This window comes from Micromonospora sp. S4605, from assembly GCF_003176715.1.
GTDB lineage: Bacteria > Actinomycetota > Actinomycetes > Mycobacteriales > Micromonosporaceae > Micromonospora > Micromonospora echinaurantiaca.
Window position 1 is genome coordinate 1 of sequence record NZ_QGSW01000274.1, and the last position, 15,053, is coordinate 15,053.

Consider the following 15,053-nt stretch of genomic DNA (forward strand, 5'->3'; position numbering starts at 1 on the left):
ATAACAGTTATACACAGGCAGGCGTGTCACTAGGCGATTTCGCGGTTTCCACCAGGCCGCAACGCCTTGACCTGCGCCTTCACGCCGCAACGCCGACTATATCGACGCTGAGCTGCGGAACGCAGGTCAGCGCGCTACTGCTTTTACTCGGTCTACGTGTAGCTGTGACACGGCGGTTTCCCAGGCTCTGGCCCCGCCCGGGGCAGCCTGCGCCAAGCGAGCGAACCCGGGCTGCCCGCGCCGGTAGCGGTATCGCGTCGTTTGCCGTTGCCCTCTTAGCCCACCAGGCCGCGCTCATCTCAATGCCTTCTCCAGGTCAAACCGTTTTCATTGCCGTAGCGATCCTGGCTCTCCTTGCTGGCGTGGGCTTACTCCTGCCAGAGCGGCCCTAGCCGGTGCTCAGCCCCGCCACCAAGACCAACGACTAACAAAGATCAACCAGCGAAGGGGGTTCGTTTTCGGCCGTCGCCAGGGGTCCGCTTTCAGCCGTCGTTGACACCATCGCGGCTCACGAACAGCCGATCCGTGCCCGCGTACTGCTCCAGGGTGCAGCCGGACCAGCGGCACGACGTGCAGCGGAATGACGATTATGTGAGCAGTGCGTGTTGTCACTGTGGAAACGGAGCCGTCGAAAGTGCCCAACCGTGGATCAGTGCCGGTGTTCACCGACCTCGCGAGCACGGCGGCGCAATCCTGCAAATAGCCCCTCATCGCGCTTACGCACCTCGTACCCGAGTTGCTCTAACGTCTTGATCGCTGTGCCTTGGTTCGACCGGACGACCGCAGCTATCTGGCGCTTCCGGTACGCCCGTCGGGTGGCGTCCAGGACTGCTTTCCAGCCCGGCTTGGGGTCGAGGATCCTTTCGGCGATCAGGCTCTCGAGCAAGTCCTCCAGAGAGGGCCTGAGCCGGCGGCCACCAACGGGCAGGTGGAGGTCCTTCATGCGGTCATCGGGGCGGCCCAGTTCGGCGAGCAGAGCTTCCAGCGGCGCGTGGCGACCTGCGACTTGGACGTGGGCTTCGGTGTAGGTGTCCTTGTCACGCTCGTAGTCGTAGTGCAGCAGCAGTTCGGGTTGGCCCTCGTTGCCCAGGTAAATCCCGCAGAAAGAGCTCTTCATGGTCAGGTAGCCCTCGTCGTTCTGGTAGAGGACGGAGCTGATGTCGAGCCAGATCCTGGTGCGGGCAGAGCTGTTCATCTGGACCTTGCCGGTGCTGAAGTCCTGCCGGTCAAGTCGGGTGCCCAGGTGGGCCATTCCACTGCCGCGCTTATTGACGACGGCGGCGACCTGGGCGTAGTCGCAGACGGTCCGGTTGAGCATGTCCTGTAGTTCGGCGGCGAACGTGCGCGCCAATTCCCCAAGGTTAGGGGCGCTCACCGCCGAGCACCTGCCATAGCTTGAGCGCCTCGACGTCCTGGAAGCGTCGCTTGCGGGCCTGCTCGGCGAGTTGATCGAAGGTCAGCCCGAGTCGCGCTAGCCCGCGCTTGCCCGCAAGGCGCCATTCCTCGTCGGTCAGTTCGGTGACCTCGACAGCTGGCTGGGTGGATGCTCGTCGTCGGTGAAACATGGCGGTCGGCCTTCCAGGCGGGGACGGAGTGTCCGATGGTAGGCACAGGGTCCGACATCTCCCTCACCCTAGGATGCCAGAAGGACGCGGAGGGTGACAGTGGGACGTTCATCACGGCACCGTAAATACACTAAGTTGATCGCGTCAAGACATAGCGTCACCGACGGGATGCGGGTGAACCCGTTTTGAATGCCTACGGCCGTGGTCGCCGGGGATGATCTAGTTCAGGATATCCACCCTGCCGGCCCTCGACCGCCCATGCGGTCATCGACGGGGCGACGGTCAGCGTTGCGGTGTCCCCTCGGCGGACATCAGCACCACGACCGCTGATCCATCGGTGTCGCTTTCCGGCCGAAAGTACGGTCCTCGCCACGATGTGTCACCACCTAGGCTTTGGTCCGCTCCATTCGCTCGCACCCAAGACGTGGTGGACAGGCACGAGGGCTGGCGGGTCCAGGAGCAGGCGGTGGGCACGTGACTGGCATGGCGACAAGCGTCGCTGGTCATGGGGGTGTGGGGGTTGTGGGTTTCTTCGACAGGTTCCGACGTAGTGCGCCGCAACATCAGGGACCAGGCCCAGCCGGTGGCGTGGTTGCGGGTCAGCCTGCGCCCGCGCGGCCCCACTCGACGGCACCCAGACAGGTAGCTCCGCAGGTCCCGGCCGCGAGCCAGCCGACCATCTGGATTCCAGCCGGGCAGCCGACGACCGTCGCCGGGTATCCGATCCCGGGAGGTCTGATCTATGTCGGCAGGCATCTGACCGCTCCCAATGGCCGGACCGAGCCTGCGCTCATCGACCCGACGCTTCGGATCGACAGGAACCGACCCGACTGGGACGGGAGCGGGCTGGACTATTGGCCGTCGTACGGCACACTCCCTGCAAGCAGCAGGGCCGCCTACCTGACGTGGCTGGCCGATGGCCGCCGCCACGGCGCCGCGCCCATCGGCTACGTCTTCCTCTTCTTCTACGGCCTTGAGCGACGTGTTCTGGTCGACATGCCGAACGACCGGGCACTACGGCAGGAAATACCGGCGATCGCCGCCGAGGTCCGCCGACTCCTTGCCATCTACGGTGCCAACAACTCGTTCCGCTCCTACGCCAGCAGTTTTCTCGAGGTTCTCGAGTTGATCCGCGCGGCTGAGTCCGACGCCAGCGAAGGACAACCACCGGAGCTTGCGCCTGACCGGTGGCCCATCCCGATGCAGCTACGACTGGCGTTGGGTGAATTCGCCGCCAGCGGCACTCCCGTACCAGCTGCGTGGGCCCGCGCCTGGGCGTGGTATCTGCCGTCGCTGTACCCGCGCACGCCGCAGACCCGGTGCCCTAACGAGTTCGACCATCTGTTCATCAGACGGTACGCGGAGCGGTTCAAGGACGGCTTCCTTGTCAGGCCGGGCAAGGCACGAATCGGGGTGACCTACCGGGCGGCCAGTGGGGGTATCGCCAGCGCCAGCGTGCGGCTCGATCTGCCCGACGTCGTCGAGCTCGCTGGACCGGCACGCAAGCTGACCGAACTCGTCGATGCCGTCACCGAAGACCTCGACGCCTATAGCCGATGGCTTGGCCGCAACCCGGACGGCCGGGGATCCCTCGCCGCAGCCGCACTGCTGCCTCCCGAACTGCTCGACCAGCAGGCAGGGCAGATCGGCGCCCTACGCGCCTGGTGCGACGCTCGCCTGGCAAATGAGACCAACGTGGTCGTCGACGCGGCAGAACTCATCGCCTTCTGGCCAACTGGCCAGCCAGAGAAGATGACCAAGGCTGAGGCGGTATCCCTCGCCCAACTCCTCGGGCGTATCCGCATCGGTATGGAGCCGGACGTCCGACTCGGCGGATCACCACTGTCTGCCGGTCCTGCCGTCCTGTTCCGCACCACCGCCGACGCCCCGCATACCGCAACACCCGCCTACACCGCCGCAGCCACCCTGCTGCACCTCGCGGTCGCGGTCAGCGCTTCGGACGGCACCATCAGCGACCACGAGCAGCATCACCTGACAGCCCACCTCCAAGCCGCGCTGCATCTGACAGCCCCCGAGAGAACCCGCCTGCAGGCGCACCTACGGTGGCTTGCCGTCACCGGCGTCAAGCTCACCGGGCTGAAGAAACGCCTCGATCTGCTCCGGGCCGACCAACGTGAGACCATCGGCGACTTTTTGATCACGGTTGCCGCCGCCGACGGAGTCATCTCGCCGGAGGAGGTCACGAGCCTCACGAAGATCTACAAGCTCCTCGGCCTTGACCCGAACCTCATCTACGGCCGCCTTCACCAACAGGTCACCGGTCCCGCCGCTCCCGCGGCGACCCCACCCCCAGCCGCAGGGCCCGTCGTCGTGCGCTCCGCGGGGCCCGCCCCGGCGGGATACACGCTGCCGCCCGCACCGGCGGCCCACGGGTCACCTACCCAGGGCAACGGTCAACGAGTTCCGCCAGGGGCTTCCGGTGTCGTCCTCGACGAAGACGTCATCGCCGCGAAGCTGGCCGAGACGGCGGCCGTCTCGGCGCTGCTGTCGACCATCTTCACCGACGAGGAAGCCCCCGCGCCCCAGCCAAGGCCCGCTGCCCGCCACGGCGAACCAACAGCTCAGCCCACCACGCAGGCCCTCATTCCCGGCTTGGACGCGGTCCACAGCGAACTCCTGCGGTCCCTGGCCGCTCAGCCGAGGTGGACCCGCGCGGCGTATGAGGACCTCGCCGAGCGGCACGGCGTGATGCCGGCTGGAGCGTTGGACCTGCTCAACGAGGTCGCCATGGACACTGCAGGGGAACCTGTCGCCGAGGGCGACGACGACATCGTGATCAACGACTACGCGCTTCAGGAGCTACTGCGATGAGCGTTACCACCCCCACCGGACAGAGCACCCGCATCAGGCCCCGCGAGCGCGACGCGATTCTCCAGTCGCTACGCGCCGGAGTGGTGCCGCGCGCCGGGCAACAGCACGTCCAGGTGGGTCGGGCTGCGGAGGTGCAGGCACTTGTCGCCGACATCACCCGCATTGCCGACGGAGGGGCCGGCAGCCGTTTCGTCATCGGTGAGTACGGCTCGGGCAAGACGTTCTTCCTACATTTGATCCGCTCCATCGCGCTGGAGAAGCGTCTGGTCACCGTCCACGCGGACCTGTCACCCGACCGCCGGCTGCATGCCACCGGCGGGCAAGCACGCAGCCTGTACGCCGAACTGATGCGCAACATGGCCACCCGCGCCAAGCCCGACGGCGGCGCGCTGGCCAGCGTCGTCGAACGGTTCGTGACCCAAGCGCTGACCGAGGCACGCGACACCGGCCAGAACCCGCAGGTGATCATCCGCGTCCGCCTTGACGCGCTCAGCGAGTTGACGGGCGGCTACGACTTCGCCGACGTCATCGCCAAGTACTGGCAGGGCCACGACACCGGCAACGAGCAACTCAAGATCGACGCCGTCAGGTGGCTGCGCGGTGAGTTCTCCACCCGAACCGACGCCCGCAACGCCCTCGGCGTGCGCACCATCGTCGACGACGCGTCCTTCTACGACCACCTCAAGTTGATGTCCCGGTTCGTCCGCCTGGCCGGCTACGACGGTCTGCTCGTCTGCCTCGACGAGATGGTCAACCTGTACAAGCTGGCAAACTCCCAAGCCCGCAACGCCAACTATGAGCAGATCCTGCGCATCCTGAACGACAGCCTGCAAGGAACCGCGTCAGGCCTCGGTTTTCTCTTCGGCGGAACACCCGACTTCCTGCTCGACACCCGTCGCGGCCTCTACTCCTACGCCGCCCTGCAGTCCCGCCTGGCCGAGAACACCTACGCCACCGCCGGGCTCGTCGACTACTCCGGCCCCGTTCTGCGCCTGGCCAACCTGTCACCTGAGGACTTCTACGTCCTGCTGGCCAAGCTGCGCCACGTCTACGCCGCCGGCGACCCGGCGGCCTACCTCCTGCCCGACGAAGCCCTACACGCCTACATGAACCACTGCGCGTCCCGCATCGGGGACGCCTACTTCCGCACACCGCGTAACACCATCAAGGGCTTTCTGGATCTGCTCGCGATCCTCGAACAGAACCCCGAACAGGACTGGCGTTCCCTCATCGGCGCGATCCACATCGCCGCCGAGACGGACCCGGACCTGGAACCCCTCGACGACGCCAGCGACCCGACTGGCCGGCCTACCGACGAACGCCGAGGAGAGTCCGCCTCCACCGGAGGCCACGGCTTCTCCCACGCGTCGGCCGTAACGGTGGCCGCCAGCCAACTGCCTCCCGATGACGACGAACTTGCTTCCTTCCGCCTCTGACCCCCAACGGCAGCCCACGACAACAGCCGAGCCCTCACGCGCTGCCGTCCCATCGTCGGCATACCACCTCCTGCACCCCAAAGTGCAGCGGTGGATCCACGATCAAGGCTGGGACCAACTGCGGGACGCGCAGGAACGCGCCGCTCGCCCGATCCTCGCGGGTGACACCGACGTCATCATCGCTGCCGCGACCGCCAGCGGGAAGACTGAAGCAGCCTGGCTGCCAATCTGCTCAGCCACCGCAGCTCGACGGGAAGCGAGCGACGACGTCGCCGGAGTCTGCGCGCTCTACGTCGGGCCGCTCAAGGCGCTGATCAACGACCAGTACGAGCGGCTCGCCCACCTGTGCGAACGGTTCGACGTTCCGGTCCACCGGTGGCATGGCGACGTGGCGGGATCGCGCAAGTCGCGTGTTCTGCGCGAGCCGGACGGAATTCTGCTGATCACACCCGAATCGCTGGAGTCACTGTTCGTCAACCACGGGGACAAGGTCGCGCGCATCCTCGGCGACATCAGCCACGTCGTCATCGACGAGCTGCACGCGTTCATCGGCACCGAACGCGGCGCCCAACTGCAATCACTGCTGCATCGGGTAGACCTTGTCCTGCGGCGCAGAATCCCGCGGATCGCCCTGTCGGCCACCCTCGGCGACTTCACCGCAGCGGCAGAATTCCTCCGACCAAGCCACGGCGACGCCGTCACCGTGATCGCGTCCGACGATGATGCTCGAGAGATACGGCTTCAGCTTCGCGGCTACGTCGCCGCAGCCCCCCGTCCCCCCGGTCAGGCGCCCACCACGCCTCACTCCGGCACCACCTCTGACTCCGACGACGAGGAAGAATCGTGGGACAAGGCTGGGATCGCCGACCACCTCTTCCGTACCCTGCGGGGAAGCGACAACCTCGTCTTCGCCAACTCCCGCAGCGCCGTCGAGCTCTACACCGACATGCTCGACCGGCGCTGCAAGAACAACAACGTCCCCAGCGAGTTCCTCCCGCACCACGGCAACCTCTCGAAAGAAATCCGCGAGCACGTCGAAGCACGACTCAAAGACCGCACCACGCCGGTCACCGCGATCTGCACGTCAACCCTGGAAATGGGAATCGACATCGGCTCCGTGGACTCGGTAGCCCAGATCGGAGCACCAGCCAGCGTCGCTGGAATGCGGCAGCGACTCGGCCGCTCCGGACGCCGAGCCGACCAGCCCGCCGTGCTGCGGATGTACGTCTCGGAACCCGAACTCACCGACCGCACACCCCCCGCCGACACGCTGCGCAGCCAGCTCGTCCAAAGCGTCGCAATGGTCGACCTACTGCTCGCCAAGTGGTACGAGCCACCGGACACCGCGAGCATGCACCTGTCGACCCTCACCCAACAGATCCTGTCCGTCATCGCCCAACGCGGCGGCGCACACCCTCAGCAGCTCCACGACGCATTGTGCGGATACGGCCCGTTCGCACGCGTCGACAAGAGCACCTTCATCGCTCTCCTGCGCTGTATGGGCAAGCAGGACCTGCTCACACAAGACTCGCAAGGACTTTTGCTGCCCGGCGGCGTCGGCGACCGCCTCGTCAACCACTACAGCTTCTACACAGCCTTCACGACCCCGGAGGAGTTCCGCCTCGTGGCGGACGGCCGCACCATCGGATCGCTGCCTGTCGACAACCCGATCACCCCAGGAATGCTGCTGATCTTCAGCGGCCGACGCTGGAAGATCGTCGCGATTGACACCCGGCAGAAAGTCATCGACCTGGTCAGATCCGGTGGTGGCCGCCCCCCGAGCTTCTCAGGAAGTGGCGGCGAAGTCGCCGACGCTGTCCGACAGCGCATGCGCACGATCTACACGACGACCGAGATGCCGCGCTACCTCGACCGCCAGGCACAAGCACTCCTCGAAGAAGGACGTGCAGCCTTCAACAGATACGCACTGGACAGCCACGCGATCCTCGGCTGGGGCAACGACACCCTCCTGTTTCCGTGGCGAGGGGACAGAATCATAAACACTCTCGCCGTGGCCCTCACGCGAGAAGGACTGGAGGTGGGCCATGACGGTGTCGCACTGACCATCCGCGGCACCGACCCTGCCGGCCTCTGGGAAGTCATCAGGCGCCTCGCCGATGAGTCACCACCCGACCCCCTGGTACTCGCCGCAGCGGTGCCGAACAAGGCGGCAGACAAATACGACCAGTACCTCACGGACGAGCTGCTCACCGCCGCCTACGCGGCACGGGCCCTCGACGTGCCAGCAACGTGGCACACGCTGCGGTCGATGGCCGCAATGCCTCGCCCCGGTCAAGCTTCTATGCTCGCTGGCGGGACCGGGAACCACGATCGCAGCTACACACCGCCTGCACCCCGCCCCGCACCTGACCAATCAGCGACGCAGCCTGTTATGGGGCCACTGGCTCTGCTCGGGCAGACCTCCTTCGCTGTCGTCGACCTGGAAACCACCGGCTTCGCCCCACACCGAGGCGACCGGATCATCGAAGTCGCGGTCGTACGTCTGTCTCCCGCAGGGCAGATCGAACACCGATGGACCACCCTCATCAACCCCGACCGAGACCCAGGACCCACCCGCGTACACGGCCTCACCGCCGCAGACCTCGCCCTCGCTCCGCGCTTCAGTGACATCGCCGGCGAACTCGCCAGCCTCCTGCGCGGCGCCATCGTCGTTGCACACAACGCACGCTACGACCTCAGCTTCCTCGACGCCGAGTACCACCACCTCGGCTACCCCGCACCGGCATGGCCCGCACTCTGCACCCTCAGCATGTCCCACCGGTTCGGCCGCGGCGCAACCCGCCGACTCGCAGACTCCTGCCTTGCCGAAGGCATCCCCCTACAAGCAGCGCACTCCGCGCTCGGCGACGCAATGGCCACCGCACAGCTACTCAACCAATACCTGGACCGCGCCCGGCAAGCCGGCGTCACCGACCTAGCCGAACTCGGCTGCCACCCCCTCGAACTCCCTCTCACTTGGACAGCGCCGACCGGGTACGCCGCCACCCTGGCGCGCCCGCTGGCTGGCGTCGGCAACGCTACGCGCAAGCCCGACCTCCGCCTGAGTCTCGCCGGTGTAGCCGCCCGCGTACACGCCGCAACCACCGGCGACTCCCGCGCCGACGCCTACCTCGACGTGCTCGATCGTGCCCTTGTCGACCATGTCCTCAGCCATGCCGAGGTGGCATCCCTCATCGAAGTAGCCCAGACATGGGGACTCTCCGGTGATCAAGTACACCTGCTCCACCAGGAATACCTCGCCGCTCTGAGTGAGGAAGTGGCGGCACCCGGAACTCCGGGCGAAGTCGCTGACCTGGCAGCACAGCTACGCGAACTGTCCCAAGCCGTAGAATCCGCTGCAACAGCCCGTGCAGGAACTCCGGCCAGAGCCACTCGGTGGACGTGAGTCACGTCCTCTCTGAGGCGTGCATGGGTTGACGGGGCCACCGGGGCAGCAGGCGACCTGGCCATGGCCCCGACTCGATCTACCGACGAAGGCGTTCGAAAGCGGAGGACTTTCGGAACTGGCTTAGCGGCCACCATCAATCGTTCCGAGGTGGAGCACGGCTTTGTCAGCCGAGTGAACGACTAGCGCTTCTGCGCAGGAAAGCTCATCTCTCGCCCAAACCCAGATGTTGCGGCACATCCAGTCACCCGACGCGTGCCCGGCCATGTCGTTGCCGACGGACAGGTAGGCGCGGACGACGTCGGCGCCTCTCTGTGTCAAGGGGTAGTCCGACATGAGCTGCCGTTGTCGCGGAGCAGCGTTCGGTAAACGACGTCGGCGAGTCGGCGTTTCAGGCAGCGCAGTGCTTCTCGATGGCTCTTGCCGGCTTGTCGTTTGCGCTGGTAGTAAGCCCTTCCTGCGGTGTTGCCGCGGATTTGGGTGATGGCGATGACGTGCAGCGCACGGTTGAGTTGCCGGTCTCCGGCGCGTGAGAGCCGATGGCGCACCACGTCGCTAGAGGAGACTTCGATCGGGGCGACGCCGCTGAAGGACGCGAAGTGTGCTGGCGAACCGGCCGACCGGTCCGGTGCGGGCGAACACGATGGCGGCGGCGATGTCGCCGACGCCGTAGAGCTGTGTGAGGGTGCAGCCGGACGCGGCGACTGCGCTGCTGATGGCGTCGCCGGCCGCGCTGATGCGGCGGTCGAGTCGTCGGATCTCGGGGACGAGGTCAACGGCGATCTGGCGGTGGGTGCGGGCCAGGAGCTGGCGGGGGCGCACGGTTCGTAGCAGGGCGGCTGCAGCGTCGGCGGTGAGATCGGCTGCGGCGCCCGCGGGCAGGGGCTGGGCGAGCAGGACATGCAACCGGTTCACGGTCTGGGTGCGGCTGCGTACCAGGTCCTCGCGGTGTTCGGTCAGCGCCCGCAGCACCGCGGTGGTCTGGTCGGTCTCGACGCTGTGCAGGGTTCGCGCGGTCAACGCGGCGACCGCGACCGAGACTGCGTCGGCCTGGTCGGTCTTGCGGTTGTGTCCGGTGGACAACAACCGCACCCGGGCGGCGAGCTCGGCGGGCACATCGACGGCGCGGACGTCGTCAGCCGCCAGCCGCGCCACCAGCGGCACGCCGAGCCCGCCGGCGCCCTCGATCGCCCACACCGCGTGGGGAAAGCGGCTGCCGAAGCGACGCAGCTGGCGGTAGCCGTCGCGGTTGACCTCGACGCGCACCGCGGCCAGCACCCGCTGCGAGCTGTCCACCGCTGCAGCGGTCCAGCTTGCCTTGTGCGGGTCGACGCCGATGACGACCTTGCCTGTCATCCGTATCCTCTCCTCGTCCAGGTGGTGGTGACGGGCGAGGAGGGCACACCGACTTTCAGCAGCACAGGCCTCTCTCAAGCCACTCCGCGCCAGCGGCGGCGGCCGGGACGCAGGCCGAAGAAAAGCCAGCCCGCAGGGCGGCAGGTGTGAAGCGAGCGACCCCGACCACCGCCATGAAGATCCTGGCTGCAGACCAGGATCTCCGGCCACCCATGAAACAAGTCGGTGTGAAGAAAGAGGCCACTTCAGCCGATGTTGGCATCATTGGCAGCTACCGACTCGAAAGGGCTCCTGCTATCAGTCGTGGCAGGGGCCAAGCCCCTGCCACGACCTGATCATCGCAAGCTAGTCATGATCCTCAGGCTTCGGCTGGTGGCTGCTGAGCATGCGCACGGTGGTGCTGAGTTTGATCGGCGCCTCCTCTGGACCCCTGAGGAAGGGGCTGATGTAGACGGGACGACGTAGCGTTCGGCCTGGCCCGTATGGTTGGTTGCGCCAGTGGCCAGACACCCAGAACCGGCTGGTCTGGGAGCGTCCCGGGGCACCGGGCGCCGATCGGGCACTGGGCGGTGTGGTGCCGCGGTTGGCGCGGATGCGCACGATCCGGACCTCTGGTGCCGGGCGGTTAGTGCGGGCGTAGGTCTTGCGTACGGCTTTGTCGGGGTGTGCTGTCGTGATTTCGGCGGCTTGCTGTGCGATCAGCAGCCATGTGGCGACCAGCGGCGCGGCTGGGTGGTTGCCGGGCAGCGGGTGCTGTTCGTGGACCTGGCCGGAACTCATGGGGGCAAGCCAACCGACCTGTTCGCGTAGTCGCTGGAGCGGTTTGCCGCCCAGTCCCCCGCCGATTGTGCGGTAGTTGATGAGTTGCAAGCCGTCGGTGTTGGTGGTCCAGGATGCGGCGGCGATCTGCCGGCGTGTTACCGGCCGTGACCACACGAGCAGTCCATCTGTGGAAGGCATGAGGTCACGGCTGATGGTGACGTCGGGGAACTTCTGGGCGGCGTACTCGGCCAGGTCGGTGAAGTCGCCGTCGATCCAGTACAAGGCTGCTCGGTCCAGGCCGTCGGCGATCTGTCGACGGTGGTCAGTGGAGGCCCACGCGAGGGGGATGTCGTCGCCAGCGCGGTGGAAGCGGGTGAGCCGGTCGCGCACCTTTGGCAGGTCTCGTGCGCTGATGGCGGTGACGGGCCAGGCGGTCGTCATGATGAGCGTTCGTCCCGGGACTCGGGCGTTCAGGAACGCGAGGTGCAGTTGCTGGATGCGCTCTCGTGCCTCGGGATGGTTGCCGCGGCCCAGTGCCTGCACCGCTCGGTCGACGACCTTGTCGTTTCTGCCGTCGTCGATGTGCATCTGGCACGTCGCGCACGCCGCCCATGCGTGGCCGAAGTTCTGCACCAGTCCCCCGGCGGTGCCGATCGCGACGGCGGCGACGTCGCCACCGACGAGCGTCCACGTCGGGTACGGGTCTCCGCAGAAGTCACAGGTTCGCTGCACGGTGTCAAGCTGGCTGACCGGGACCGGCACTGGTTCGTGTCCGTCTGTGGCGAGTTGGATCGGGTGCAGGTAGGTGGGTGGGGCACCGAGGGTGTTCAGTGGGGAGAGGCAGATCTGGCAGGCCATCTCCTCGGAAGCGGCCGTCATGCCGTCACCTCGTCGGTGAGCTGCTGGCGGTCGCGGAGGCGACGTCCTCGACGACGCCCGGCGGCGGGCATACCCATGCCCGGCTCGTAGATGGCGTGGCGGTTCCGGCCGTTGTGCTTAGCGTGATACATCGCGATGTCGGCGCGGCGTAGCGCCACCTCTTCGAACGGGTCGGTGGTTTCGGCGAGCGCCAAGCCGACGCTGGCGGTGACGGTGACCGTGACGGGTTCGCCGTCCGCGGTGAGTTCAACGGGATCGGAGATCAGCGCGACGAGAGTGTTGCCGATGCGGGCCAGGTCGTCGGTGTGGGCGGGTAGCAGTGCCGCGTACTCGTCGCCGGAGAGCCGCGCGGCGGTTCCGCGGTGTAGTGCGGCGATGTCGCCGATGCGGTCGCCGATCGCGGTCAGGACGTCGTCGCCTCGGTCGTGGCCGTGGGTGTCGTTGATCGGCTTGAAGTCGTCGAGGTCGATCAGAGCGACGATGATGGGTCCGGCGGTGTCGGCGCCGGTGAGGGTGGCGTGTGCGGCGAGCAGGCCGGCGCGGTTGAGCATGCCGGTGACCGGGTCGTGCTGCAGCTGCCAGATGGCGTCGTCGAGTCGGTTGCGGAGTTGGTGGATGAATGGCCACACGGTGAGGCCGCCGAGGGTGAACGCCACCAACTCGGTGGCGATCATGATCAGTGGTAGGGACACTGGGGTCCTCCATTTCGGTGGAGAACCCGGGACGCGACGTTTCGCAGGCGAGGCGTCCCGGGTCCTGGATGCGACGACGGCCCGCCGTGTGGCGGGCCGTTCTTCCTTCTTGTGCCGCTTGGTTCGCGGCACGGCCGTGGCTACTTCGGTGGCGGAGGCGCCGTGTCGGCGTGGCTGATTCAGGTGATGTGGCCCACCGGAAGCGAGCCGTGGGTGCTCCGTTGCGCCGTGATGTGTCGGTGGAATTGGGGGGCGGCGCCCTGCGTGTGCTCGGATAGTGCGAGCGGGGTTCGAAAGGAGCGCCGGACGACGGCCGGTGACCCAGAAGGTGCTATCTGCGCGTGCGATGCGGCCCTTGGCGTCGGTGCGACTTCGGGCCTCGGGTGTTCCTGTTAGCGGCGCACGGGGTGCGCGACTTGGTCGGCGCGCAGTGTGGTGGCCAGGTCAGCCGGGATGTCGGCGTACGGTTCGACGGCCAGGAGCACCTCGGTGGGGTCGAGAATCGTCTCGACCGAGCCGATGCGAACCGTGTCGGGTGGGTTGTCGTGGTGGGTGACGGGGTCCCAGGCGAAGTCGACGACGGTCGCGAAGTAGGTGCGGTGTGGGTTCCAGCCGACCTGGATGGTGTAGCGCTCGAAGCCGGGTCTGGGGGTGAGGGTGTAGACGGTCATCGGTTCCTTTCACAGGGGGTGCGGCCGAAACCCTCCTGGTGAGAGTCGCGCCATGATCGGGTGACCTTGCGGGCGGCAACTGAGGGCCGGTGGGTCGCCGGACGGGTCTCATGCCTTCAGGTGGCGGGCGCGTTCCTCGGCCAGTTCGACGATCTTGTCGCGGCGGGCGGTGGGAAGGCCGGCGAGCAGGTCGATGTACTGCTGTTCCTGTGCGGTGACGGGTTCGGCGAGTGCCGTCTTGTAGGCCAGGCGCGCTGCCTCGTGTGCGGCCTCGATCGGGCCGCTGTGGTCGTAGGCGACGGCGACTTGACGCAGTTGCTCGGCTGCGGCGAGGGGGTCGCGGGACAGCGTGATGTCGTAGATGCGGAAGTTCGCTGGAAGGTTCGCCGCGCCGATGGCGGTGATCAGGCACAGGTTGGCCTGGACGTGGTAGGCGTACGCCTCGGTGCGGGCCAGGGTTGCGCCGCGAGCCCGCACGGCGGCGCGTTCGGCGTTCCAGCGCAGTCGGGCTTCTTCAGCCTGTCTCGCGAGGGCGAGCAGCATGCTGCGAGTGGAATCCATCGTGTTTGTTCCTCCTGTTGTTGAGCGGTTTCGGCTACTTGGTTCAGGGGTTGGTTCGGCCAGTGGTGAATGCGTGCTCGAACACCGATGGCGGGAGTCCGGCGTGCAGCGCCTGCCGCAGCAGGTCGGCGAGCTGGTAGGTGGGGTCGACCTGCAGGGCACGGTCTGCTGCCATGGCGGCCAGAGCGCCGTCACCGCACCGCCACGCGGTGACGGCGAGCACGGTGGCCGGTGCCGGAACGAGCGACTTCTCGGCGCGGCGGGTGACCTCGGCCCAGAAGGTGACGTGCCCGTCGTGCGGCTGGGTGAGGTTTACGGCACGGTCCCGCACCGCAGGCCGCGTCAGGAGCAGGGTGAGCCAGGCCACCTCGTCGTTGGTGAGACGGTTGCCGCCGTCGTGCTGTCGCAGCGCATCGCGGACCGCTTGCGCGCCGGCTTCGTCGATGCCCGTGCCGCCGGCGGCGGTCAGTGTTGTCAGGCGGTCGGCTGCCGCACGGGTGGCGTCGCGCATGCGGTCGCGGGCGGCACCGTCGACGGGCGCGAACCGGGCGGCCACGGCTGCCCGGTCCGGTAGCGCGACCAGCCCGGCGGCGGTTGCCTGCACGGCCACGAGTGAGGCGGTGGGGTCGAACGGGGTTCCCTGCGGTGGGCAGCAGGCCGGGTTGTCGCAGGTGAGGTTGACGATTCGGCTGCCGGTGACTCGCAGCAGGTCCCGGACGGTCATGCCGCTGTCGGTGAACGCCTCGGCGACGGTGTGCAGTGCCGGGTCAAGGTGGTCGGCGTCTCCGTATCCGACGAGGATGAGGTTGGTGATCGGCTGCTGCCGTCGCACGACCGGGACCAGGTTGGCGGTGAGGTCGAGGAGGTGGCGTGCGGGGGCGCCGGGGGCGGGC

General features: G+C 67.2%; 12 protein-coding genes. 3 read left to right on the top strand and 9 right to left on the bottom strand.

The window, feature by feature from the left end:
• Nucleotides 1-649: 649 nt before the first annotated feature.
• Both DLJ47_RS24585 and DLJ47_RS24590 read right to left on the bottom strand, forming a co-directional pair.
• Nucleotides 650-1,351 carry a hypothetical protein gene (locus tag DLJ47_RS24585; protein ID WP_146228190.1) on the bottom strand — a complete coding sequence of 234 codons (702 nt, stop codon included), beginning with the start codon at nt 1,349-1,351 and terminating at the stop codon, nt 650-652.
• Between the two features lie 10 nt (nt 1,352-1,361).
• Nucleotides 1,362-1,565 (bottom strand): hypothetical protein, encoded by a 204-nt coding sequence (locus DLJ47_RS24590; RefSeq protein WP_109903206.1) that lies wholly within the window; start codon nt 1,563-1,565, stop codon nt 1,362-1,364.
• Between the two features lie 522 nt (nt 1,566-2,087).
• Between DLJ47_RS24590 and DLJ47_RS24595 the strand changes: the two genes are divergently transcribed.
• From DLJ47_RS24595 to DLJ47_RS24605, 3 genes are all read left to right on the top strand, one after another.
• The gene (locus DLJ47_RS24595) at nt 2,088-4,397 is read left to right on the top strand and encodes a tellurite resistance TerB family protein (RefSeq protein WP_158289892.1); all 2,310 of its coding nucleotides are present in this window, start codon (nt 2,088-2,090) and stop codon (nt 4,395-4,397) included.
• Nucleotides 4,394-5,833, top strand: a complete 1,440-nt coding sequence (locus DLJ47_RS24600) for an ATP-binding protein (RefSeq protein ID WP_109903210.1) — start codon at nt 4,394-4,396, stop codon at nt 5,831-5,833. Before DLJ47_RS24595 ends, DLJ47_RS24600 begins: the two co-directional genes overlap by 4 nt.
• An 82-nt stretch (nt 5,834-5,915) precedes the next feature.
• Entirely contained in the window at nt 5,916-9,239 is a 3,324-nt protein-coding gene (locus DLJ47_RS24605; protein WP_199235994.1) for a DEAD/DEAH box helicase, read from the top strand.
• A 317-nt stretch (nt 9,240-9,556) separates the two neighbouring features.
• Here the strand turns inward: DLJ47_RS24605 and DLJ47_RS37915 are convergent, their stop codons facing one another.
• The 7 genes from DLJ47_RS37915 to DLJ47_RS24635 all read right to left on the bottom strand — a co-directional run.
• Nucleotides 9,557-9,811 carry a transposase gene (locus DLJ47_RS37915; protein ID WP_446723597.1) on the bottom strand — a complete coding sequence of 85 codons (255 nt, stop codon included), beginning with the start codon at nt 9,809-9,811 and terminating at the stop codon, nt 9,557-9,559.
• A complete protein-coding gene (locus tag DLJ47_RS24610; protein ID WP_199235995.1) occupies nt 9,795-10,595 on the bottom strand; it encodes an IS110 family transposase in 801 nt (266 codons plus the stop codon). The genes DLJ47_RS37915 and DLJ47_RS24610 overlap by 17 nt, the downstream gene beginning before the upstream one ends.
• Nucleotides 10,596-10,940: 345 nt before the next feature.
• Nucleotides 10,941-12,236: a hypothetical protein gene (locus tag DLJ47_RS24615; RefSeq protein ID WP_109903214.1), complete on the bottom strand. Its 1,296-nt coding sequence runs from the start codon at nt 12,234-12,236 to the stop codon at nt 10,941-10,943.
• Nucleotides 12,233-12,928 (bottom strand): GGDEF domain-containing protein, encoded by a 696-nt coding sequence (locus DLJ47_RS24620; protein WP_146228191.1) that lies wholly within the window; start codon nt 12,926-12,928, stop codon nt 12,233-12,235. The genes DLJ47_RS24615 and DLJ47_RS24620 overlap by 4 nt, the downstream gene beginning before the upstream one ends.
• Before the next feature lie 392 nt (nt 12,929-13,320).
• Nucleotides 13,321-13,599 carry a hypothetical protein gene (locus DLJ47_RS24625; RefSeq protein WP_109903218.1) on the bottom strand — a complete coding sequence of 93 codons (279 nt, stop codon included), beginning with the start codon at nt 13,597-13,599 and terminating at the stop codon, nt 13,321-13,323.
• A gap of 108 nt (nt 13,600-13,707) precedes the next feature.
• Nucleotides 13,708-14,142 carry a hypothetical protein gene (locus DLJ47_RS24630; protein ID WP_109903220.1) on the bottom strand — a complete coding sequence of 145 codons (435 nt, stop codon included), beginning with the start codon at nt 14,140-14,142 and terminating at the stop codon, nt 13,708-13,710.
• 61 nt (nt 14,143-14,203) lie between these two features.
• Nucleotides 14,204-15,053: DUF4192 domain-containing protein (locus DLJ47_RS24635; RefSeq protein WP_109903222.1), on the bottom strand; the 850-nt coding region annotated here is incomplete at its 5' end.

Bases quoted from the DNA above. Each gene is read 5' to 3' on its own strand.
- DLJ47_RS24630 (WP_109903220.1), bottom strand. From the start codon at position 14,142: ATGCTGCTCGCCCTCGCGAGACAGGCTGAAGAAGCCCGACTGCGCTGG.
- DLJ47_RS24625 (WP_109903218.1), bottom strand. From the start codon at position 13,599: ATGACCGTCTACACCCTCACCCCCAGACCCGGCTTCGAGCGCTACACC.
- DLJ47_RS24615 (WP_109903214.1), bottom strand. From the start codon at position 12,236: ATGACGGCCGCTTCCGAGGAGATGGCCTGCCAGATCTGCCTCTCCCCA.
- DLJ47_RS24610 (WP_199235995.1), bottom strand. From the start codon at position 10,595: ATGACAGGCAAGGTCGTCATCGGCGTCGACCCGCACAAGGCAAGCTGG.
- DLJ47_RS24600 (WP_109903210.1), top strand. From the start codon at position 4,394: ATGAGCGTTACCACCCCCACCGGACAGAGCACCCGCATCAGGCCCCGC.
- DLJ47_RS24590 (WP_109903206.1), bottom strand. From the start codon at position 1,565: ATGTTTCACCGACGACGAGCATCCACCCAGCCAGCTGTCGAGGTCACC.